Raw genomic sequence first — 20,654 nt, forward strand, 5'->3', positions numbered from 1 at the left:
AGTCCCATGGGCCGCCGCTTGACAGCCGGCGGCCCCGCCAATAAAATTGCTGCCTTAAAAGGCTGGGCAAATTCCAGCCAGAGGCAAAAAAGTCCCGCACTGGCAGAGTAAAGCTAGAACGCTCGCTGGATCCGTGGCAAACAGGAGGTAAAATGGAACCGGTCAACTGGGGAGAGGCCTTCCGCATCGTCGGAGGCGGTCTGGTGGTGGTGTTTTTCATCATGTCGCTTCTGGCGATCGTGACCCATTACATGGGCAAGATCTTCCAAAGCGTCGAGGCCAAGAAGAAAGCCCTGGCCAAGGCGGCCCAGGCCACCAAGGAGGCCAAGTGATGGGCGGCTTTGAAAGCATCATCTCCTATCACGACGGGGTGCTCAAGATTCTCAACGTCCAGATGGGCTTCGTGAATCTGGACCTGCCCCACACCATCATGATCGTCGTCGGCCTGGCCTTCATCTTCATGGCCATCAAAAAAGAGTGGGAGCCCTACGAGCTGCTGCCCATCGGCGCGGGCATGATCCTGGCCAACCTGCCCCTGACCGGCTTGGCCACCCTGCCGGCCCCGGGCCAAGCCGACGGCACCGCCGGCGTGCTGGGCATTATCCTCAAATACGGCCTTTACACCTGGACGATCCTGCCCCAGTTCATCTTTTTCGGCATCGGCGCGCTGACCGACTTCAGCCCGCTGATCGCCAACCCCCGGGCCTTTTTGCTGGGCGCGGCGGCCCAAATCGGCATCTACTGCGCCTTCCTGGGCGCGCTGGCCGTGGGAATTTTCGTGCCGGAGTGGGGCTTCAACCTCAAGGAGGCCTGCTCCATCGGCATCATCGGCGGCGCCGACGGCCCCACGACCATCTACACCACCGGCCTGTTGGCCCCCGACATCATGGGCATCACCGCCACGGCGGCCTATTCCTACATGGCCATGGTCGCCTTCATCCAGCCGCCGATCATCAAGCTGCTCACCTCCAAGGCCGAGCGAGCCACCTACATGAAGCCGACCCTGCGGCCGGTCAGCCGGGCCGAACGGGTGATGTTCCCGGTCATGGCCATGTTGGTGATCATCCTGCTCATCCCCAAGAGCGCGCCGCTGGTGGGCTTTTTGCTGCTGGGCAACCTCTTCCGTGAATCCGGCGTGGTCGAGCGTCTGAGCCACACGGCCCAGAACGAACTGATCAACATCATCACCATCCTGCTGATGCTGGGCATCGGCGCGTCCATGCCCGCCGAGCGGGTGATGGAGCCGCGCACGCTGCTGGTGCTGTTCCTGGGCCTGGCCGCCTTCAGCTTCGGCACGGCCGGCGGCGTGCTTTTCGGCAAGATCATGGCCAAGTTCAGCAAGGATCCGTTCAACCCCATGCTGGGCGCGGCCGGCGTTTCGGCGGTGCCCATGAGCGCGCGCATCGTGCATAACATGGGCCAGGAGGCCAACAAGCGCAACTTCCTGCTCATGCACGCCATGGGCCCCAACGTGGCCGGCGTCATCGGCTCGGCCGTGGCCGGCGGTTATTTCCTGGGCCTGTTCATCGATTTCTGATCGACCCGGCCTCGGGCAAAAAAGATCGGGGGCTCGCCAGACCGGCGGGCCCCCGCTTTTTTGACGCCACCGATTCTTGACTAGTCGTCCAGCCAGCGCTTGGTCTCCGCGGCCAGGGCGGCGATGAGCCCGGCCAAGCGGCGGCGGGCCATTTTGCCCACGGCGGCCATGTCGGCCCCGGCCGCGCCCTCGACGGTCACCGGCGTGTTGAGCACATAGTCGCCCAGGCGCACCTGGAACCAAACATTGGCCCCGCCATCGGAGCGCGCGTCGATCTTGGTCAGTTTGGCCGAAACGCGGTCGTCCATGGCCACCCCCCTCAGCGAATGCGGCCCAGGGCGCGCAGGACGCCCTCGGGCGTGATGGGCAAGCTCCCGCAGACCGCGCCGCAGGCCTGGGCCACCGCCGCGGCCAAGGCCGGGGCCACGGCCAAGGCCGGGCCGCGTCCCAACTCGCCGGACGGGTCGGTCTCGGCCAGCCACTCCACGCTCTGGCGCGGGCAATCGATGGACGACGGCAGGCGATAGGCGTGGGCGTCGACGGGCCGGCCCGCGCGCCAGACCAATCCGGCCAAAAGCGCCCGGCCCACGCCGGCCTGGTTCATGGCCATCACCGATGGCGCGTCTGGCCGGCCCGCCCCGACCACGGCGCGCAGTTCGACCGCGCGAACCTGGCCCGTCTCGGCGTCGACTTCCGCCGCCGCCGCCAACGCGCCCACGCAGGGGGCTGGCGTCGGGCCCACGCCGCGTTGATCGCCCGCCGCGCAGGCCTGGGCCACGGCCTGGGCCATGACCGCCTCGCCAAGCATCAACCCGGCCGGCGGCTGGGGGCACAGGGCCGTATCGCCCACCACCACGCGCACCTCCGCCGGGGCCACGTTCAGGGCGCGGGCGGCCTCCTGGGCCAGCATGGTCGGCCGGCCGGCGGCGGCGAACAGGTTCACCGAGCCATCGGCCAAGCGCTCGACGCGGCACAGTTGGGCCGTTGGCGCGGCCGGCTGGGCCGGCCAGGCAAAGCAGGCCAAACCCACGCCGCGCCCAGGGCCGCCGTCCGCCGCCAGGTCCTTCAGGGCCTGGCCGGCCTTGGTCAGGCATTTTCGCAACGCCCCGTCGGCCGGGGCGCTCTGCATGCGCGCCTCCAGCGGGTCCAGGCCCAGTTGGCGGGCGGCCTCGCCCAGCAGGCCTTCCACGGCCATGGTCATGGCCCCGGCGCAGGCGGCCGGAGCCAGCAGGGCCGGCGGCGTGTTGGTGAAGACCTGGCGGACACGAAAGCGCCAGTCGGCCAAGTCGTAGGGGTGCGCGCCCAGCAGGGAAATCAGGTCGGCCGGGGCGCTCTGGGTCGCGCCGCCGTCGATGATCACGTCCAGGTCCAGGGCCAGCAGGCGGCCCTTGGCGTCGACGCCGGCCCGGCCCAGGGCCACGCAAGCGGGCAGCCGGCAGCCGGCGGCCACGTCGTCGGCCAGGGGCAAGACCAGCTTGACCGGCCGGCCGCATTCCAGGGCCAGTTGGCAGACCAGGCGCGCCGCCTCCAGTTCCACGGCTCCGGCCGGAACCTGGCCCATGGCCAGCACGCGCAGCCGGGCCGGGGTCAGGCCCAGGGCCGACGTCAGGGCCTCGCGCACGGCAAAGGCCTGGCCGCGGTTGGCCCACAGGCGAACCCCGCCGCCCTCGGGCGCGGCCACGAAAGCCGCCGGCTCCAAACCGGCCAGACTCCAGGCCGGCAGATCGAAGCGGGCCATGACCACCTGATGAGCCCTGGACAGGGCCCCCTCCACGTCGCCGTGCTCACTGACGCCCCTACCCGCCACATTGCCGCCGGCCCGGGCCATGGGCGCGGATTCGTCAAAGGCGGCCTCGGCCTGCAAAAGCGGCGTTTGGGGCTCCATGGTCGCCTTGACGCGCTCGGCGGCCCGCTGGGCGGCCGCGGGGGTCTGGGCGCAGACGGCGGCCACGATCTGGCCGGCGTATTCCACCGCCGTCGGCAGGCTTGGCGCGGCGGCGACGGCCGCCAGCACGCCGGGCAGCTTTTTGATTTCATCCAGGTTCAAGGCGCCGAGGACGGCCCTGGGCTCGGTGGCCCGGGCCAGGGCGCAGTGCAGCATGCCCGGCAAGGTCAAATCGGCGGTCAGGGCCGCGCCGCCGGTCAGGGCCTGCCGGCTCGCCGCGCCGCCGTCATTGGCGAAAACGATCATCGGTCATCCCTCCGGGCCAATTCCAGGCAGGCCGCCAGCACGCGCCGGGCCAGAACCTGGGTCATCATTCTGCGATAAAAGGCCGAGGCCAGGTGGTCGTCGACCGGGCTGACGGCCCGCACGCAGGCCGCGGCCGCCCTGGCCAGCAGACTCTGCTCGGGGGGCATGCCCTCCAGCATGTTTTCAGCCTCGATGGCGCGCAGGGGCGTGGGGCCGGCCGCCGAGATGGCCAGACGCGCGCGGATGATGTTGCCGGCCGCGTCCAGGCTGACCAGTCCGGCCAGGCCCAGGGCCAGGCGGTCGGCGCGGCCGGTGGGGGTCAGGCGCAGGTAGCACGAACCGCAGCGCTTGGGCGGCGCGGGCACGCGGATGGCCTCGATGACCTCCATGGGCTCGCGCACGGTCTGGCCGGGGCCGGTGAAGAACTTGGCCAGCGGCACCTGCCGCCTGCCGCCGCGCTCGACCAAAACCAGGCTGGCCCCGTGGACCAAAAGCGGGGCGGCGCAGTCGGCCGCCGGCGAGGCCCCGGCCAAGTTTCCGGCCACGGTGGCCATGTTGCGCACCTGGGGCGTGGCCATCTGGTCGCAGGCCTGGGCCAGGGCCGGATAATGCCGCCGCACGTCGGGGTGGGCCGCCACCTCGGCGACCTTGGAGGTCGCGCCGACGACCAAACCGTCGGAGTCATAATAAGAAATGTGGTTCAGCCCGCCCACACGACTGACGCTGACCACGTTGGCCGCCGTCAGGCGTCCCTCGCGCATGGCCGGAACGAGGTCCGTCCCGCCGGCCATGACCAGCACGTCGGTGCGAAAACGGGCCATCAGATCCAGCAGGGCCTCCAGGTTGGCTGGCTGGTGGTGGCTGAAACGTTGCTCGGCCATCAGCGGCCCTCCTTTTCGCCGTCGCCCAGGGCCTGGGCGATCTGGTCGTAGCCCAGCCCGGCCACGATGTTGCCGGCGATGTCGGCGCGGGCGCGGCCGATCGCCCCGCCCTTGCGCTCCTTGAGGGCGGCGTGGGCGGCCAGCGTCAGGCCGGGGGCGGCGAAGGGGTCGGCGGCCAGGCCCGCTCCGGCCAGGGCCTCCAGAAGCGGCGCGGCCTTGGCCTCGTCGGCCAGCAGGCCCTCGGCGGTGAGCACCTCACGCTTGTCGGCCTCCACGGCCAGCACCAGGCACGAACTGACCGGCTTGCCGTCCAACAGCACCGTGCAGCCGCCGCAGTGGCCACGGTTGCAGCCGATCTTGACGCCGGTCAGGCCAAGTTGGTCGCGCAGCAGCTCGGCCAGGCTGGCCCACGGCTCCACGGCCAGTTCGCGCACCAAGCCGTTAATGTTTATTTCCACGAGTTTTTTTGCCAAGGCGAACCTCGCTACGGTCGGGTGAACCTTTGGAGATTATACAAATAGTACAATGGGTTAGATAGCTTATCAGCCAAAGGCCGGCAGGTCAAGGGCCGAAGGCCCGCCCGCGCCGCCCACGGGCCGTCAAGGCGATAATTGCTGGAAAGAAAATGCAAAAAAGCCACACCAGCCCAGCCTAAGCAGTAGCTTTTTAGATTTTAGCTATAGTAACATCCTAACGTGGATGGGCCGCTCCGGTCCACGGGCCGAAGGAACAAGCGGCCCGCGCCAGGAAAAAACGTCCGAGGATGGTAAAACATCAGTGATTTTTTCAACTCCAGGATTGACCTTCCGAGTTTGTTTCTGGTTATATGATCAAGTGTTGAAAGCGATTTTCGCGGCGATAGCATCGTGGTCCGCGGGCTTGAGTTGGTCAAGTAATCACTTGAGTCCCCGCGCGATGGTGAGTTACACTGACTGAAGGTTGTAACACGCGTAAAGCTGCGCCTTCACCATGCTTGTCGGGGTGGTGTCGCTGGTCAGCGTGGCGGCGTGTTCAATGCTTAAGACACATGTAGAAGGGAGAGAAGGAGATGAAGAGAAGTTGGATCGGTCTTGCGGTCATCTTTGCCCTGCTGATGGTTCCCAGCTTGGCGGCCGCCGAAGAGGTCACCGTAGAAGGTAGCATTCAGGGCCTGCTGTGCGCCCTGAACAAAAAAGCCTGCCCGGTCGGCGCCGAAGACGTCGTGGCCGCCATCGAGCAGAACTTCGTGCTGGTCGACGCCGAGGGCAACTGGTACGCCATCAGCAACATCGGCCAGCAGTGGCTGAGCCGCCTGCTTGGCAAGAAGGTCAAGGTCCAGGGCACTCTGTCCCAGGCCAACCGCTCCATCAAGGTCAACCAGGCCTGGCAGGACGACAACGGCTCGTGGAAGCTGATCTACAGCCCCGAGATCGTGCGCAAGGTCATGGAGCAGATGGAATGGAACTACCCCGTGCCGCTGGTGGACGTGGGCAAGTAGTTCTGGCCATGGGCAAAACGGCTGTCTGAACCATATAGCCGTCTATTTGGCCAAAAGCTGGCCCCGCTTGTCGGGGCCAGCTTTATTGTTTGGCCATATTAACGATTTGCCTCTGGTGCGGCGGGGGCAAAAATTGTATTCTGAGTCTCATCGCGCCACTTAGCCGTGCGGGAGGAGACCCATGTTGGAGATAATGCCGCAGAGTTCGGGCAACATCGTGGCCGTGCACGTCACGGGCGCATTGAATCTGGAACAGGACAAATACAAGATCTTCGAGGGCGTGGCCCAAGCCTCCCATCAGACCGGCAAATTCCGCATCTTGCTGGACTTCGACGAAGACATCAAGGGCATGACCATGACCGAGGCCATCGAGATGGCCAGTTTCGTCATCGAACAGCAAGGCCAGCTCGAAAAGGTCGCCCTGGTCGGCCGGCCGGAGTGGGCCTCGTCCTTCGCCGACTACCTTGGCCTGGCCACCAACGTTAAATTCAAGTATTTTCAACACGGCCTGCTGCCTCAGGCCCTGGAGTGGCTACGCGCCTGAGCCAGCGGCGCCCCACGCCCACTTGACGAAAATCAGCCAATGATTTCAGGAATATGACACTTATGCCTCGTCAAACAGCCCTTAAAGCATGCCTGTCGCTGATGGCCGTGGCCCTGCTCTGCCTGGCCGGCGCGGCTCGGGCCCAGGACGACCCCAGGGTGCTCATCTTCGCCACCGGGCCCACCGTGACCAAGGACTTCGCCATCGGCCGCAACATGGCTACGCTCTGGTCACTGAACATGGCCCAGGAAAACAACCTGCAATGCAAGGCCGTCACCACCATGGGCAGCGAGGACAACCTGAGCATGCTCAAGCTGCGCAAGGCCGACCTGGCCGTGCTCGAGCGGCTGGTGGCCACCACGGCCCGCGACGGCGTGGCGCTCTACGCCGGCGCGCCCTTTGGCCAGTTGCGCGCCATCTGCAAGCTGTGGCCCAACGTGGAAAACTTCGTCGGCCTGCGTGGCGCGGCGACCGGCGGCAACATCCTCGACATCAAGGGCCGGATCGTCTCGGCCGGCTCGCCCGGCAATGGCGAATACTCCACCATGGCCATCCTGGGGGCGCTGGGCGTCCACCGCGATGACCTGCAACTGCGTTTCCTGGACCCCTTCGAATCATACAAAGCCCTGGTCGCCGGGCAGATCGAGGCCGCCAGCATCGCCGACGGCCCGGCCTCGTATTGCGTCCAGCAGGTGCTGGCCAACAAAGACCTCAACCCGGTCTACCTGCAGTTTTCGGCCGAACAGGTCGCGGCGGTCAACGCCAACTCGCCCTACAAAGGCTGGCGCATGGAGATAGCGCCCAACACCTATCCAGGGCAAACCGAGGCGCTGTTCACCCTGGCCCAGGACAACTACCTGGTCTGCCGGGCTGATTTGGACGCGGAAGTCGTATACCTGCTGGCCAAGGTATTTTTTGAAAAATACAGCCAGTGGGGCAGCGGCTTGGGTGTCCCGCCCGAGGTGCTCACCGACGCCAAGTTGGCCGTGGCCGACCTGGCCCTGCCCTTGCACGAAGGGGCCTACAAGTTTTTCAAGGAGCAGGGCGTGAGCGTGCCGGCCCAGGCCATGCCGCCCGAGTTGGCCCCGGATCAACCAGCCGCCGCGCCCCAGGCCAAGGCCCAGGACGACCCGTCAGGAGAATGAGGCAGTGGTCAAGCTTATAGCGCTTTTGAAAAAATGCGGCGTCATCCTCATGCTGTCCTGGCTGTGCGCGGTGATCTTCAACGCGGTCATGCCCCAGGGCGTCGGCTTCATGCCCGATGAGTTGCTCAAGCCCCTGTGGCGGCCAGCCACCATGCTAGACACCTGGGAGCTGTTCAAAAACGGCGCCATGTTCATCGATTCGCGGTCTTCGCAGGAATACGAGCAAGGCCATATCCCGTGGGCCTTCAACTTCTCGCCCATGCAGGCCGAGATGATGGGCGACATGCTGGCCCCGGCCATGGTCAAGGACCAGGAGATCGTCGTTTACGGCCGCACGGCCAGCCGTTGGCCGGCCGCCGTGGTGGCCCAGATGATGCGCAAGAAGGGCTTTCACAAGATCTATGTCATGGACGCCTCGTTCGAGCAATGGGCGCAGGCAGGCTATCCCCACAACGCAGAGGCGTATACGCCATGAATATAATGATCAACTCCATCTCGCTGTTAAGCAGGCTGGCTCTGGCGGCGGTCTTTTTCATGGCCAGCCTGGATAAAGTCTGGAACCCGGCGGCCTTTGCCCAGGCCACGGCCACCTACGACCTTTTGCCCATCTGGGCGGTCAACACCTTCAGCGCCGTGCTGGCCTGGCTGGAGCTTTTTCTGGCCGTGATGCTCACGGTGGGCTTTTGGATCAGGCCGGCGGCGCTGTGGTCGGCCTACCTGATGGCCGTGTTCACCGGCCTGATGATCTGGTCGGGCATGGTCGGCGCGGTGCACGACTGCGGCTGCTTCCCCGGCATGGACAGCCAGGTCGGCTACAAGGACGCCGTGCGCGACCTGCTCATCATGCTGCCGGCCCTGTGGTTGCTCTGGAAGCCCGGCCAGTGGCTGGCCGTCGACGATTACCTGGCCCGCCGCTGAGGCTTTTCCCGCCCAAAGCAAACCCCCGCCCCTTTTCCGGGGACGGGGGTTTCGCCTTGGGCGTGGCGGAAAATCAAAGGGCCGCGGCGGCCTTGATCTTCTGCACGAAGGCCGCGGGGTCGCCGATGTCGCCGACCTGGGTGAAGAGCACCTTGCCGCCGCCGTTTTCCAGTTTCAACACGACAAAGGTTGGCGTGGCCATGACGCCCAGGTTCTTGGTCACGGCCATATCCGGGTCGGGCGCGCCGGGGAAGGGCACCTTGAGTTGGGTGCGGAAGGCCTGCACCTCAAAAGCGCTGTTTTTGACGCCCACGCCCAGGAACTTGACCTTGTCGGCCAGGCCGTCCTTGGTCAGCAGATCGAAGGCCGTCTTGACCTTGGGGGCCTCGGCCCGGCAATGCAGGCAGTAGAGCCCGAACATCTCCAGCACCAGCACGTCGGCCTTGACGTCGGCCAGGCCGAAGGTGGCGGCGTCGCCGCCTAGGCCCAGGTATTTCTTGCCTTGGGCGTCCAGGGCCGCCTGGAACTTCAGCTCGGGCGCCTGCTCGCCGGCGGTGATCAACCCGTCACGCTCGGCGGCGAAACCGGCCGCGGCCAACAGGGCCGTCAAGACAAACGCCGCGGCCAATGCGATGAGATTTTTGCGCTTCATCAATATACTCTCGCTTTGAAGTGTTGAAGATTATTCTTCCGAAACCGCCACCGGTTCAAATCGCCATATCTTAGCCGACAAATCACCGGCATCCAACCACAAATTAATTGTCCGTCCGACCAAAAGACCGCCCGAAGACTGGCAAAACATCAGATCAACTGATCGGCGGCGTTGAACAGCCGCCGCCGGGCCAGGTAAACCCCCAGCACGCTGCTGATGGTCGTCGAACCCACCAGCATCAGCATGACCACGATCTGATACTTGATGCTGACCAGCGGATCGGCCCCGGCCAGGATCTGGCCGGTCATCATGCCCGGCAGAAAGACCACGCCCACGCCCATCATCGAATTGATGCTGGGGATCATGCCGGCGCGCACGCTGGCGGCGAAGATTTCGGCCGTGGCCTCGGCCGGGGTCGCGCCCAGGCCGAGCCATGCCTCGATCTCGTTGCGGCGGCGGGCGACCTCGCCGAAGAGCCGCTCCAGGGCCAGGGCCGTGGCGTTCATCGAGTTGCCCACCACCATGCCGCCCAACGGGATGAAGTAGCGCGGCTGCCACCAGGGTTCGGCCTCCACCACCACGGCCGTGACCAGGTAGGTCACCACCATGTAGCTCAGCAGCATCGAGCCCAGCACCGGCCCGAAGACCTTGGGGCCCTTGCCTTTCACCCGGCCCACCACGATGCGCGCGGCGAAAAAGATCATCGCGCCAAACACCGCCAGCACCAACAGCGGCGCGTCCAGCCGGAAGATGTAAACCAGCAGATAGCCCATCAAAAAAAGCTGGGCGAACGTGCGCGCCGTGCCCCAAAACACATCGCGCGCCAGGCCCAGCCCCAGGGCCAGGCTCACGCCGCCGGCCAACAACACGAAGCCCACGGCCAAGGCCAGTTGCACCGGGCCGATGTCGGCTACTCCGACCATGGCGTCGCCTCCAGTGCGCCGTCGACCAGGCGCAGACGGCGGTTGGCCTTTTCCGGGCGCTGATGGCTGACCATCAACGCCGCGCCGCCTTGGGCCGCGAACTCGGCCACGAGCCCATCGACCAGGGCCTGGCTGTCCGGGTCCAGGGGGGCCAGGGGTTCGTCGAGCAGCAGCACATTGGGGCGCAAAAGCAGCGCTCGCGCCAGGCACAGCCGCTGGGCCTGGCCCACCGAAAGGCCATCGACCGCTTGATCCAGGGCCAGTTCGTTCAGGCCGACCCGGCCCAGGGCCCGGCGCAAAAGTTCGTCCGTGGGGCGCTCCAACTCGTGGGCGGCGCGAAAACCAAAAGGCAGCAGGAGGTTGTCGGCCACCGAACCCTTGGTCAGCGCCGCGGCCTGGCCCACCAACAACAAGCGGCGGCGCAGATGGGGCGCGGGCCAATCCCCCAGCGGCCGGCCCAAAAAAATGATCTGGCCGGCGGCGGGCGAGATCAGGCGGTTGAGCAGACGCAGCAGGCTGGACTTGCCCACGCCCGATGGCCCGCTCAGCCAGACATAGTCGCCCGGCGACAGCAGCAACGACAGCCCGTCGAAGAGCCGCTTGCCGCCGGGCGTCTGCCAGCGCAGGCCCTCGGCCACCAGCAACGGGGCTGGCAACACCACGGCGCTCCTAGATCGTCACCAGTTCGTATTCGCGCAGGCCCAGGCCGATCTCCTCGCACGACTCCAGTTGCAGCTCCCAGTCGATCTTGGGATGGATGTCGCGGAACTTGTCGCCACCGGAGTGGTGGGAGTTTTTCAGGCAACTGTGGCTCAGGCCCAGGGCCCGGTTGACCAGATCCACGCTGGCCTGGTCGATGGCCACCGGGTCGTCGGAGGCGACCACGCCGATATCCTGGACAATGGGCGCGTCCTGGAAAGGATAACAGTCGCAGGTGGGGCTGACGTTGGTGATGAAGTTGAAAAACACGCTCGTTCTTTCCTTGCCGGCCAGCACGCCCTTGGTGTAGGCGGCCATGCGCCGCATGAACTGAGGTATCTGGGCGTCCCAGGCGATCTCGATGGCCGACTGGGGACAGGTCAGGATGCAGTCGCCGCAGCCGATGCACTTCTCGGCGTCCTTGACCGCGCAGAGCTCGGGCTTTTCCGAGCCGGCCGGCGCGGGGGGCATGTCTGGCCCGCGTTTGACCAGCCTGATGGCCAGGCCCGGACAGCGCCGCACGCACTGGCCACAGGCGATGCAGCGTTCGGCGCGGATGGTCGGCGAGATGTTGCTGTGCTGGAAAAGCTTGCCCCGGCGACTGGCGCAGCCCATGCCCAGATTTTTGATCGTGCCGCCAAAGCCGGCCACCTCGTGGCCCTTGAAGTGGGCCAGGCTGATCAGGGCCTCGGCCGAGGCGATCTCGGCGCCGATGTAGGCCAGCTCGCACTGGGGCAGATCGACGCGCACGGCGGCCTCGGAGGCGCCGCGCAGGCCGTCGGCGATGATCAGCGGCGCGCCGATCACGCTGTAGGCGAAGCCGTTTTCCACGGCCGTGTGCAGGTGCCCCACGGCCTCGGCCCGCGAGCCCACGTAGAGGGTGTTGCAGTCGGTGAAAAAGGGCTTGCCGCCGGCCCGTTTGACGGCCTCGGCAAAGCGGCGGGCCAGCACGGGCCGAATAAAGGCGGTGTTGCCGCGCTCGCCGAAGTGGATCTTGATGGCCGTCTGGGCCCCGGGGCGGATGCGCGACTCCAGGCCGACACGCTCCATGAGTTCGTCGAGTTTCTGGTTGAAGGGCCGCTTCAGCGAGGCCCGCAGATCGGCGAAATAAACGGTGCTGGGCATGGATGGACTCCCTCCTTGAGAGCGTTGGTCATCGGCCGGCCCGACGCCTGAAGATGGCCAGGGCCTCCGGGATCAGCGAACGAATGGCCGCCTCCGGCTCCAACCGGAGTCTTTTTTGCATTTCCTCGAAACGGGGGTAGGCGCTGGTCAGCTCGGGCAGGGCCGGGCTGTGCTGGGCCTGGATGCGCCGGCTGTGCAAGGCCAGATCGCAGATGCCGTGGCGCTCGGCGGCGATGCCCCGCAACCAGCCCAGGCGGCGCATGACTTCGAAACGCACCTGATCGGCCAGAAACAAAAAAGCATCCAGGGCCTCCATCTTTTTGGCCGGCTCCAGATACGAAAAGGCCTCGCCGGCCCCCCAGCCGCGCACGCCCAGAACCACGTCGTAGAGGGCCAGGGTGGCCGTCTGGTCCAACTCGGCCAACTGCGAAAGCACGCCGTCGGGCAGTTGACCCAGCCGTTCATCGGCCACGGGCGCGTGGCCCAGGCGTTTTTCCCAACGGGCAAAGGCGCTGGCGGCGGCTTTTTCGCGCCGCGCGCCACCCAGGTCGACCACTTCTCCCAATGACTGCTCTCCTGGCGGCCCGTTATTTCAGATAGGCCCGTCCTTCTTCGGCCGCCGGCAGGGTCACCAGGAACGAGGCTCCCTCGCCTTCGCGGTTGTGCACCTCCACGCCGCCCAGGTGACGGGTGACGATCTTGTGGACGATGGACAGGCCCATGCCCGAGCCGTTGTCTTTGGTGGTGAAAAAGGGGTTGAAGATGTTGTGGATCACGTCCATGGGGATGCCGCCGCCGGTGTCGCTGACCTCGCCGGCCACGAACTTCTTGGCCTCGCGGATGACGGTGAAGGTGCGCAGGGTGATCGTGCCGCCGCGATCCATGGCCTGGACGGCGTTGAGGTAAAGGTTCAAGAAGACGTGCTTGATCTGCCGTTCGTCGCAGTAGACCCGGGGCAGGTCGGCGGCGTAGTCGCGCACGACCTTGATCCGCTTTTCGTCCAGGTCGCGTTGCAAAAGCTCCACCGAGCGGTCCATGATCTCGCCCAGATCGTACTCGTCGTGGTGATCGCGCGAGTCGGTGGAAAAATCGAGCATTTCGTTGAGCGTGCGCTCCAGGCGCGTGGCCTCCTCGATGACCACGTCCAGGTAGCGCGACAGAGGCGACTCGTCGCCGAGCTTGTTGCGCACGCGCCGAGCAAAGCCGCCGATGCTGACCAGGGGATTGCGGATTTCGTGGGCCACGCCGGCGGCGATCTCGCCCAGGGCGGCCAGACGGTCGGCCTCCAGCAGGCGACCGCGCATGTGGGCCAGCTCGCGGTTGGCGTTTTCCAGGTTTTGGTAAAGCCGGCTGGTCTCCAGGGCCTGGGCGGCCTGGTTGGCCAGCATGTTGATGGCCCCCTCCTCCCGCTCGCCGATCTGCTTGTCGGCCCCATCGTTGGCGGCCACCAGCACGCCCACGGGCTTGTCCTTGGCGATCATGGGCACGGCCAGGGCGCTATAAGGCAGGCTGGCCCAGGGCAGGGCGTTGTTGGCGTTGGGGTTGCCGTCGGGGCGGACCAGGCGCAGCACCTTGCGCTGGGCCAGGCAACGAGCCAGGGGATTATCCGCCGGCGCCAGCGGGGCGCTCAGGCCGCTGAAACGCGGGTCGCTGACCACCGGCGGCAGCGGCAGGGCCTCCTTGAGGGCCAGAAGCGTCTGGCGCAGTTCGCCCTGGACGCGCAGTGACGCCTGATCCAGGTCGGCCACGGCCCGCACGACATTGCTGGGTTCATCGGCCAGAAACAGCACGGCGTGGTCGTAGTTCAGCCCGGCCGGGTGGACCACCGCGTGCAGGATGATCATCACCGTCTCGTCGAAATCGACGGTGGTCAGAAAGCTGGTGCTGATTTCGTGCAGGGTGCCCAGGGAACTGACCATCTCTTCGTTGCGCTGGACCATGTCTTCCAGGCGATGGAAGGTCATGGCGTTTTCCAGGGCCGGGGCGGCCATGGAGGCCAGGGTGCCCAGGAGGTTCTGGTCCTCGAAATTGAAGCCGGGCGCCGCGCCCTTGGCCAGGGCGACTTTTTCGAACACGCAAAGGTTGCCGCTGAAAGCGCCCTTGAAGCCCAGGGGCATGCACAATCGTTCGCGGCCGGTGGTCTGGGAGCCCTTGCCGTTGCAGGCCGGGAAAAACGGCCGCAGTTGGCTGGGCGGGGCGTTGCAATCGATCATGCTGCAAAGGTCTTCGCCACGGCATTCGGGCGGCACCGGGCCATAGCTGGCCGAAAAGACGTGGCCGGCCCCCTTGACCACGATCAAACCGGCCTTGGCCCCCAACAGCTTGGCGCAGGTGCCGGCCACGGTGTCCAGAAGTTCGTCGACCTCCATGGTCGAGATGGCGGCCAGGCCCAAGTCCTTGATGGCGTTGAGTTCGGCGATGCGTTTTTTGGCGTCCATGTAGAGGTGGTCGTTGCGCATGGCCCCGGCCATCTCGCGGGTGGCCGCCTGCAGCAGGCGCAGGCGTTCGTCGGTGGCTAGCGAACCCTCGGGCAGGATCAAGGCCAGCACGCCGAAAACGTAGCTGTCGCCGCAGACCGGCAGAAGCAGCGCCGTCTCGTCGGGGCGGCGCAGGCTGTCGATGATGGCGTCACCGGTGGGGTCGCCGCCGCTCAGGGCCATGGGCTTGCGGCGGATGGTCACCTCGCCCAGGAGGCTCTCGCCCATGGCCGTCGCCATGCCGCAGCTCTGACCGGCCCTGGGCCAGGCGTGGGCCTCGACAAGGTTCTGTTTGGCTTTGTCCTGCAAAAACAAAACCGACTGCCTGGCCTCCATGTAGCCGTGGATCACGCCCATGACGCCTTGCAGGCGTTCGTCGACGTCCACCGAGGTGTTGGCGATCTCGACGATGCGGGCCAGGATGTCGAACCGGCGGTCGGCGGTCATGTTCAGGCCCCCCGCGCGCCGCGGCGCTTGGCGATGGCCTGTCGATAAAGATCGTCGTAGCGGGCCACCGCCGAACGCCACGAAAAGTCTCGGCCCATGCCGTTTTGCATGATTGGCCGCCAGACGTCGGGGTCGCCGTGGGCGGCCAAGGCCCGGCCCAGGGCCTCGAGCATGGCTTCGGTGGAGTAGGGCTCGAACTTGAAGCCCGTGCCCTCGCCCGGCGGCTGGCCCTCGTCGACGGTGTCGTCCAGGCCGCCGGTGGCCCGGGCCACCGGCACGGCGCCGTAACGCATGGCGTGCATCTGGTGCAGGCCGCAGGGCTCGTAGCGGCTGGGCAAGAGCACCATGTCGGCCCCGGCCATGACTTTGTGGGCCAAGGCCAGTTCGTAGCCCAGCTTGAGGCCCAGGCGGCCGGGCAGGCGCTGGCTGGCGGCGTCGAGGATCTCGTGGTATTGGTCGCTGCCCGAGCCGCTGACGACCAGATCCAGGCCCAGGCCGATGATGGCGTCGATGCTTTCGCAGATCAGGTCCAGGCCCTTGCGCTCGACCAGGGCCCCGACCACGGCCACGATGGGCCGCCGGGCCAGTCGATCCAGGCCAAAGGCGGCCCGCAGGTCGTCCTGGCAGGCCTGACGGCCCTCCAGGTCGTGGTGATCGTAGTTGCGCGCCAGATGCCGATCGCTGGCCGGATCCCAGGTGGCGTAGTCGATGCCGCTCAGAATGGCCGTCAGGTCATCCTGGCGGAAGTTGAGCACGCCCTCCAGGCCCAAGCCCAGGTCCGCGCCCAGGATCTCGCGGGCGTAGCGCGGCGAGACGGTGGAGAGCTTGTCGGCCGAGACCAGGCCGGCCTTTAGGAAGTTGATCTTGCCGTAAAACTCGACCATCTCGGGCACGAAGCATTCCCAGCCCAGGCCGGTCAGCGGCATGTCATAATGCCAGAATACGCCCTGCTTGCCCAGGTTGTGCACGGTCATCAGGCTGGCGGCGGCCTTGAAATGCGGGCGGTCGGCGTAGAGCGTCTTGAGGTAGAGCGGCGTCAGGCCGGTGGTCCAGTCGTTGGCGTGGAGCACATCGGGCCGCCAGTCCATGGCCAAGGCCAGCTCCAGGCAGGCGCGGCTGAAGAAAATAAAGCGCTCGGCGTTGTCTTGATAGTCGCCGAACTCGTTGCCATAGAGGCCGTCGCGGTCAAACAGGCTTTCGTGCTCGATGAGGTAGACGTCCACGCCCGGGCCCATGTGGCGGCGATAAACCTCTGCCGCGTGCATGGTGTATGATATGGGCACTTGGATGAGCAGGTCGAGCTTTTCCAGGCCGGCCTCGACCTCGGGCGTCAGGCGGCCCTTGGGCGTGATCACCGAGACCTGGTGTCCCAGCGCGCCCAGGGCCAGCGGCAGGTCGTGGGAGACCTCGGACAAGCCGCTGACGTGGATGAACGGCCAGACTTCGGGCGACAAGAATAGAATATGCATGATCAACTTCCAGTTGGGGGCATTATTTGATCATAGCACGCACGCGGCGTCTTGCACAAAGCATCCGACGTCCGGTTGACAATGCCCATGCTGGGGGCTACGCTCGAAAAGCTCAACCGAAATTTTAACCCACAAGCCGTAAGCCGTCATGCCCCTGCCGACCAACGCAAAGCGCGCGCTGCTACTCGTGGCCTGGACGCTGGCCCTGCCGGCCCTGGCGGTGGCCGTGCTGGCCCTGGGTGGCGAGGAACGGCTCGGCCAGGCCGTGGAGCCGTTTTTGGCTCGACTGGGGCTTGCGCGGGGGGTGTTTTGGCTCGGGCTGGCCGGGGTGTTGGCCGCCCTCGGCGCGGCCCTGGGCGGGGCCGCCTGGCTGAAGCGGCTGGCCCGCCAGGAAGACCAGATCCTCGACTCGTGCCGGCGCATGGCCCTGGGCGAACCAGGGCCGCCCGAGGTGGACCTGGCCGCCGGCGGCGAGTTGGCGCGCATCGGCCTGGCCATCCAGATCATGCGTGAGGCCCTGTTGGAACAGCAGAGCCACTACCAGCGTTTTTTCGACGCGGCCCACGACATGTTCATCTCCATCTCTCCGGCCGGCGGCCGCGTCCTCGACGCCAACCCGGCCTTTCTGGCCCGCCTGGGCCTGGGGCGCGAGCAGGTTCTGGGCCGCAAGGTCGGTGATTTCGTGCGCCTGGACACCGATTGGGCCCAGGCCATGGCCAAACCGGGCCAACTGATCAGCGGCCATCTGCACACGCCCAAGGGCGTGCTGTTGACCGAAATCAGCCTTTCGCTGGAGACCGGCCCCGGCGGCCAGCCGTGGTTTTTGGGGGCCATCGTCCGCGACGTCACCGAGCGCGAACGCCTGGCCGGCGAGTTGCTGCGCAAGACCAGGGCCCTGGAAATGGCCTTGGAGGAGATTCGTAGCGTGGAAAAATTGAAAGACGAATTCCTGACCACCCTCAGCCACGAGTTGAAGACGCCCCTGGTCTCGCTGAAGGGCTTTTTGCAGTTGCTGTTGCGCGGGGCGGCCTCGCCCGAGGAAAGCCAGGCCCATCTGGAGGTCTGCTGGCGCAACCTGCTCAAACTGGAGCAGCAAATCAACAACCTGCTGGATTTGGCCCGCCTCAGCCAGTCAAAGGAGCATTTCAGACTGGCGCCGGTGGACTTGGTCAAGCTGCTGGGCACCGAATGCGAAAATCTGCGCCCCACGGCCGAGGAAAGCAACGTCAGCTTGAGCGTGGACGAAACGCCCCTCGAAGGGGCCGTGGTCCTGGGCAACGCCGAAAAACTGATTCAACTGCTTGACAACCTGATCGTCAACGCCATCAAATATAACAAGAAGGGCGGCCAAGTCCACTTGAGCGTCGAACGGGGGGATGGGCGAGTGACGCTTGCGGTGCGAGACTCCGGCGTGGGCATAGCCCGCGAACACATGGCCAGCATTTTCAACAAGTTTTACCGCGCCGACATCACCGGTACAGGCCGCTTGGAGGGCCTGGGGATCGGCTTGGCCCTTGTGCAGGAGATCGTCAAACTGCACGGCGGCGACATCGCCGTGCAGAGCGAACTGGGCAAGGGCACGACTTTCACCGTGACTTTGGAGACGATCAGTTGACCCCTGCCCCACCGTTGGTCATGCTCCTCGAGGACGACCCCGACACTTCCAGTCTTTATCAAAACGTGCTGCGCCGCGAGGGCTTGCGGGTGGTGCGCTTCGACACCGGCCACAAGGCCAGCAACTGGCTGGCCGAACCGGAAAACCGGCCCGACCTGATGATCATCGACGTGCGCCTGCCCGACGGCAGCGGCGTGGAGATCTGTCGGCGCATCTGCCAGGCCGCCGATCGCGCCCCCGGCGCGCCGGTGCTGATGCTCAGCGCCCATACCGACCCGCGCCTGCCCGAACTGTGCAAGCAGGCCGGCGCGCGGGAGTTCCTGGACAAGCTGGTCGACCTGGACCAATTCCGGCGGACGGTCCACCAACTGCTGAGCGCCGGCGAGCGGGCCGAATTTCTGGCATAAATTACCGATTTTGAGCAGTCGTCGTTTTTCGGGTAGAATTGCCCGAAATTTTTCAGGTGCGATTGCCCGAAAATCTGACCAATTTTCAGACAGCAAGGCCGGCCTTCTTGCCCGCCGCTCCGCGCGACAACAAAAATCAGCCGCCCAAACGGACCATCCTCGCCGCTGGCAAACTTAAATTCGATTTTATTTCAAATAGTTATCTGGAGACCACGCCGAAACCGCCGGGACACAAAAGACCGGTTGCGCCTCGAAACCCTTCCCCTCCCTGCCTGCCCCTGTTGGGAGAGAATGTGGCTCCAAAACGCAACCTGACAGACACTATTGCAAAGCGCGGGCCAAAAGTCACAGCCGCGGCTAAATTATCCCGCCAGCGCCGCCGCGAAGGCCGCCAGCACCCGCTCATTGAAGAGCACGAAGCGCACTTCGTCAAAGGCCGCTGGATTGGCCCGCACACTCTGCCGCACGGTGGCGATGGCTATTTTCGCCGCATCATCAACAGGATAGCCATACACGCCCGTCGAAATGCTGGCAAAGGCCACCGTGCGCAGGCTCAAGCGCGCCGCCAGCGCCAGCGAGTTGCGATAGCAGTCGGCCAAAAGCGCGGCGTCGGCCGGCGCGCCGCTATAAATTGGCCCCACGGTGTGAATGACTTTTTTCACCGCCAGCAAGCCGCCGGTGGTGGCCACGGCCTGGCCGGTGGGGCAGTGGCCGATGCGGCGGCATTCTTCCATGATCGCCGGTCCGCCGGCGCGGTGGATGGCCCCGTCGACCCCGCCGCCGCCGGCCAGGCGGCTGTTGGCGGCGTTGACGATGGCGTCGACGACCTGGGTGGTGATGTCGCCAAGCAGCAGGTCCAGCCGCGTCGGGCCGATTTGCTGGCTGGTGGTCATGGCCGCGCTCCCGTCTGTTTGGGCAGCAGAAAATATAGCCGGCCGGGATTTTTCATGCGGCCGGCCACCCGGCCGGGCATATCGCCGGTGCCGAAAAAGACGTCCACCCGGCCCGGTCCGCGGATGGCCCCGCCGGTGTCCTGGTTCATCATGAAACGGCGCATGATGCTCTGGCCGCCATCGGCCCTGGTGACGGTGGTCTCGACGTAGGCCATGGCCGGCGCGCCAAAGATGCGCCGGTCGGTGGCGATGCTGCGGCCGCCGGTCAGGCCGATGCCGTAGCAGCCCAGCGGCCCGCCCGTGGTCTCCAGCGGCCGGAAAAACACATACGAGGGGTTGTAGCTGAGCACGCGGCGCAGCTTCTCGGGGTGCGCGGCCAGATAGCGCTGGATGCCCTGCTTGGACATGCGGTGGGGCTCCATGGCCCCTTCGTCCAGCAACAGCCGGCCGATGGCCCGGTAAGGATGGCCGTTGACCGCCGCGTAGCCCACGCGCAGGCGCTGGCCGTCCTCGAAGACAAGCTGCCCCGAGCCCTGAATGTGCAGAAAGAACACCTCCACCGGCTCGGCGGCGTAGCCCAGGATCGGGGCCTTGCCGACCAGCGCGCCATCGAAGTCGATGGCTTCACGGTCGTGGAAAGGCACCACGCGGTTGCCGTCGACCATGCCCACCAGCTTGCGATCGGGCAGATCGGCGCGAAAATCCTGCAAGTTGATGGTCAGCAGCCCCGGCGGCACGCCGTAGATGGGCTGATCGTAGGTGGCGTCGGGTCGATGACGGGCGGCCATGATCGGCTCGTAATAGCCGGTGAAGAGCACGCCGCCCTGGCCGTCGGAGCCGATGGAGCGCCACAGGTCGAAGCGCTCTTGGATCAAGGCCGTGCGCCGGGCCGGGTCGTAGGCCCGGGTGACGATGTCTTGCAGCTCCCGCAGGGCCTGGGCCAGTTCCTCCGCCGTCAGTTGCAGACCGCCCAGGTTCAAGGGGCGCTCGGGCGGCAAAGCCGCCAGATAGCGCAACGAGCCCTGGCAGGCCTCACGCAGGCTGGCCGCGTCCGTGTCATCGATCAACAGCGGCCACTGGCCCGGCGGCACGCGCTCCAGGGACATGGCCGGCGGCTGGGCCGGCTTGGGGGCCGGCGGCGGCGCGGGCGGCTCGGGTTTGGCGCAGCCGATCATGGTCAACGCCAACAAAAACAACGCACCCGCCAAAAACGGCGCAAAAGATCGCCTCAGACACTTCATGCAATCAATCCAT

The 20,654-nt window shown here is 66.0% G+C and carries 22 protein-coding genes; 9 read left to right on the plus strand and 13 right to left on the minus strand.

Annotation, left to right across the window (positions count from 1 at the left end):
- The first annotated feature begins 152 nt into the window (after window positions 1-152).
- Both DEBA_RS13045 and DEBA_RS13050 read left to right on the plus strand, forming a co-directional pair.
- The gene (locus tag DEBA_RS13045) at window positions 153-332 is read left to right on the plus strand and encodes an OadG family transporter subunit (RefSeq protein ID WP_013259413.1); all 180 of its coding nucleotides are present in this window, start codon (window positions 153-155) and stop codon (window positions 330-332) included.
- Window positions 332-1,537, plus strand: a complete 1,206-nt coding sequence (locus tag DEBA_RS13050; RefSeq protein WP_013259414.1) for a sodium ion-translocating decarboxylase subunit beta — start codon at window positions 332-334, stop codon at window positions 1,535-1,537. The genes DEBA_RS13045 and DEBA_RS13050 overlap by 1 nt, the downstream gene beginning before the upstream one ends.
- Before the next feature lie 80 nt (window positions 1,538-1,617).
- On the opposite strand, the gene DEBA_RS13055 is transcribed toward DEBA_RS13050, so the two are convergent.
- From DEBA_RS13055 to DEBA_RS13070, 4 genes are read right to left on the minus strand one after another with little or no spacing between them, the layout of a single operon-like run.
- Entirely contained in the window at window positions 1,618-1,845 is a 228-nt protein-coding gene (locus tag DEBA_RS13055; protein ID WP_013259415.1) for a hypothetical protein, read from the minus strand.
- 11 nt (window positions 1,846-1,856) lie between these two features.
- Window positions 1,857-3,728 carry a xanthine dehydrogenase family protein molybdopterin-binding subunit gene (locus DEBA_RS13060; RefSeq protein ID WP_013259416.1) on the minus strand — a complete coding sequence of 624 codons (1,872 nt, stop codon included), beginning with the start codon at window positions 3,726-3,728 and terminating at the stop codon, window positions 1,857-1,859.
- Entirely contained in the window at window positions 3,725-4,609 is an 885-nt protein-coding gene (locus DEBA_RS13065; protein ID WP_013259417.1) for an FAD binding domain-containing protein, read from the minus strand. The genes DEBA_RS13060 and DEBA_RS13065 overlap by 4 nt, the downstream gene beginning before the upstream one ends.
- Window positions 4,609-5,082 carry a (2Fe-2S)-binding protein gene (locus tag DEBA_RS13070; RefSeq protein WP_013259418.1) on the minus strand — a complete coding sequence of 158 codons (474 nt, stop codon included), beginning with the start codon at window positions 5,080-5,082 and terminating at the stop codon, window positions 4,609-4,611. Before DEBA_RS13070 ends, DEBA_RS13065 begins: the two co-directional genes overlap by 1 nt.
- 575 nt (window positions 5,083-5,657) lie before the next feature.
- On the opposite strand from DEBA_RS13070, the gene DEBA_RS13075 reads away from it, so the two are divergent.
- From DEBA_RS13075 to DEBA_RS13095, 5 genes are all read left to right on the plus strand, one after another.
- A complete protein-coding gene (locus DEBA_RS13075) occupies window positions 5,658-6,086 on the plus strand; it encodes a hypothetical protein (RefSeq protein WP_013259419.1) in 429 nt (142 codons plus the stop codon).
- Between the two features lie 181 nt (window positions 6,087-6,267).
- On the plus strand, window positions 6,268-6,630 hold the full coding sequence (locus DEBA_RS13080; RefSeq protein ID WP_013259420.1) for a SpoIIAA family protein: 363 nt from the start codon (window positions 6,268-6,270) through the stop codon (window positions 6,628-6,630).
- Window positions 6,631-6,692: 62 nt separating this feature from the next.
- Window positions 6,693-7,775, plus strand: coding sequence for a TAXI family TRAP transporter solute-binding subunit (locus tag DEBA_RS13085; protein ID WP_013259421.1), 1,083 nt, complete (start codon window positions 6,693-6,695; stop codon window positions 7,773-7,775).
- Window positions 7,776-7,779: 4 nt separating this feature from the next.
- Complete coding sequence (locus DEBA_RS13090) at window positions 7,780-8,250, plus strand: rhodanese-like domain-containing protein (protein ID WP_013259422.1); 471 nt, start codon at window positions 7,780-7,782, stop codon at window positions 8,248-8,250.
- A complete protein-coding gene (locus DEBA_RS13095) occupies window positions 8,247-8,693 on the plus strand; it encodes a MauE/DoxX family redox-associated membrane protein (RefSeq protein WP_013259423.1) in 447 nt (148 codons plus the stop codon). Before DEBA_RS13090 ends, DEBA_RS13095 begins: the two co-directional genes overlap by 4 nt.
- A 73-nt stretch (window positions 8,694-8,766) precedes the next feature.
- Here DEBA_RS13095 and DEBA_RS13100 read toward each other — a convergent pair whose 3' ends face one another.
- The 7 genes from DEBA_RS13100 to DEBA_RS13130 form a co-directional block, all read right to left on the minus strand.
- On the minus strand, window positions 8,767-9,345 hold the full coding sequence (locus DEBA_RS13100) for a TlpA family protein disulfide reductase (RefSeq protein WP_013259424.1): 579 nt from the start codon (window positions 9,343-9,345) through the stop codon (window positions 8,767-8,769).
- Between the two features lie 149 nt (window positions 9,346-9,494).
- Window positions 9,495-10,268: an ABC transporter permease gene (locus DEBA_RS13105; RefSeq protein ID WP_013259425.1), complete on the minus strand. Its 774-nt coding sequence runs from the start codon at window positions 10,266-10,268 to the stop codon at window positions 9,495-9,497.
- On the minus strand, window positions 10,256-10,927 hold the full coding sequence (locus DEBA_RS13110) for an ATP-binding cassette domain-containing protein (RefSeq protein WP_013259426.1): 672 nt from the start codon (window positions 10,925-10,927) through the stop codon (window positions 10,256-10,258). The genes DEBA_RS13105 and DEBA_RS13110 overlap by 13 nt, the downstream gene beginning before the upstream one ends.
- A gap of 10 nt (window positions 10,928-10,937) precedes the next feature.
- Window positions 10,938-12,092, minus strand: a complete 1,155-nt coding sequence (locus tag DEBA_RS13115; RefSeq protein ID WP_013259427.1) for a DUF362 domain-containing protein — start codon at window positions 12,090-12,092, stop codon at window positions 10,938-10,940.
- A 28-nt stretch (window positions 12,093-12,120) separates the two neighbouring features.
- Window positions 12,121-12,657: a hypothetical protein gene (locus DEBA_RS13120; protein ID WP_013259428.1), complete on the minus strand. Its 537-nt coding sequence runs from the start codon at window positions 12,655-12,657 to the stop codon at window positions 12,121-12,123.
- Window positions 12,658-12,679: 22 nt separating this feature from the next.
- Window positions 12,680-15,016 (minus strand): ATP-binding protein, encoded by a 2,337-nt coding sequence (locus tag DEBA_RS13125; protein WP_013259429.1) that lies wholly within the window; start codon window positions 15,014-15,016, stop codon window positions 12,680-12,682.
- Window positions 15,017-15,018: 2 nt separating this feature from the next.
- A complete protein-coding gene (locus DEBA_RS13130; protein WP_013259430.1) occupies window positions 15,019-16,485 on the minus strand; it encodes a glycogen synthase in 1,467 nt (488 codons plus the stop codon).
- 187 nt (window positions 16,486-16,672) lie between these two features.
- Between DEBA_RS13130 and DEBA_RS13135 the strand changes: the two genes are divergently transcribed.
- Window positions 16,673-18,100: a sensor histidine kinase gene (locus DEBA_RS13135; protein WP_187288563.1), complete on the plus strand. Its 1,428-nt coding sequence runs from the start codon at window positions 16,673-16,675 to the stop codon at window positions 18,098-18,100.
- On the plus strand, window positions 18,097-18,507 hold the full coding sequence (locus tag DEBA_RS13140) for a response regulator (RefSeq protein WP_013259432.1): 411 nt from the start codon (window positions 18,097-18,099) through the stop codon (window positions 18,505-18,507). The genes DEBA_RS13135 and DEBA_RS13140 overlap by 4 nt, the downstream gene beginning before the upstream one ends.
- A 362-nt stretch (window positions 18,508-18,869) precedes the next feature.
- On the opposite strand, the gene DEBA_RS13145 is transcribed toward DEBA_RS13140, so the two are convergent.
- Window positions 18,870-19,400 carry an O-acetyl-ADP-ribose deacetylase gene (locus DEBA_RS13145; RefSeq protein ID WP_013259433.1) on the minus strand — a complete coding sequence of 177 codons (531 nt, stop codon included), beginning with the start codon at window positions 19,398-19,400 and terminating at the stop codon, window positions 18,870-18,872.
- Complete coding sequence (mltA, locus tag DEBA_RS13150) at window positions 19,397-20,596, minus strand: murein transglycosylase A (RefSeq protein ID WP_050762364.1); 1,200 nt, start codon at window positions 20,594-20,596, stop codon at window positions 19,397-19,399. Before mltA ends, DEBA_RS13145 begins: the two co-directional genes overlap by 4 nt.
- Window positions 20,597-20,654 lie beyond the last annotated feature (58 nt).

Origin of the sequence: Desulfarculus baarsii DSM 2075, from assembly GCF_000143965.1 — a bacterium.
Classification (GTDB): domain Bacteria; phylum Desulfobacterota; class Desulfarculia; order Desulfarculales; family Desulfarculaceae; genus Desulfarculus; species Desulfarculus baarsii.

Excerpts from the sequence above, each read along its gene's own strand:
- DEBA_RS13045 (WP_013259413.1), top strand. The coding sequence starts at position 153 with ATGGAACCGGTCAACTGGGGAGAGGCCTTCCGCATCGTCGGAGGCGGT.
- DEBA_RS13050 (WP_013259414.1), top strand. The coding sequence starts at position 332 with ATGGGCGGCTTTGAAAGCATCATCTCCTATCACGACGGGGTGCTCAAG.
- DEBA_RS13055 (WP_013259415.1), bottom strand. The coding sequence starts at position 1,845 with ATGGACGACCGCGTTTCGGCCAAACTGACCAAGATCGACGCGCGCTCC.
- DEBA_RS13060 (WP_013259416.1), bottom strand. The coding sequence starts at position 3,728 with ATGATCGTTTTCGCCAATGACGGCGGCGCGGCGAGCCGGCAGGCCCTG.
- DEBA_RS13065 (WP_013259417.1), bottom strand. The coding sequence starts at position 4,609 with ATGGCCGAGCAACGTTTCAGCCACCACCAGCCAGCCAACCTGGAGGCC.
- DEBA_RS13075 (WP_013259419.1), top strand. The coding sequence starts at position 5,658 with ATGAAGAGAAGTTGGATCGGTCTTGCGGTCATCTTTGCCCTGCTGATG.
- DEBA_RS13080 (WP_013259420.1), top strand. The coding sequence starts at position 6,268 with ATGTTGGAGATAATGCCGCAGAGTTCGGGCAACATCGTGGCCGTGCAC.
- DEBA_RS13085 (WP_013259421.1), top strand. The coding sequence starts at position 6,693 with ATGCCTCGTCAAACAGCCCTTAAAGCATGCCTGTCGCTGATGGCCGTG.
- DEBA_RS13095 (WP_013259423.1), top strand. The coding sequence starts at position 8,247 with ATGAATATAATGATCAACTCCATCTCGCTGTTAAGCAGGCTGGCTCTG.
- DEBA_RS13100 (WP_013259424.1), bottom strand. The coding sequence starts at position 9,345 with ATGAAGCGCAAAAATCTCATCGCATTGGCCGCGGCGTTTGTCTTGACG.
- DEBA_RS13105 (WP_013259425.1), bottom strand. The coding sequence starts at position 10,268 with ATGGTCGGAGTAGCCGACATCGGCCCGGTGCAACTGGCCTTGGCCGTG.
- DEBA_RS13115 (WP_013259427.1), bottom strand. The coding sequence starts at position 12,092 with ATGCCCAGCACCGTTTATTTCGCCGATCTGCGGGCCTCGCTGAAGCGG.
- DEBA_RS13125 (WP_013259429.1), bottom strand. The coding sequence starts at position 15,016 with ATGACCGCCGACCGCCGGTTCGACATCCTGGCCCGCATCGTCGAGATC.
- DEBA_RS13130 (WP_013259430.1), bottom strand. The coding sequence starts at position 16,485 with ATGCATATTCTATTCTTGTCGCCCGAAGTCTGGCCGTTCATCCACGTC.
- DEBA_RS13145 (WP_013259433.1), bottom strand. The coding sequence starts at position 19,400 with ATGACCACCAGCCAGCAAATCGGCCCGACGCGGCTGGACCTGCTGCTT.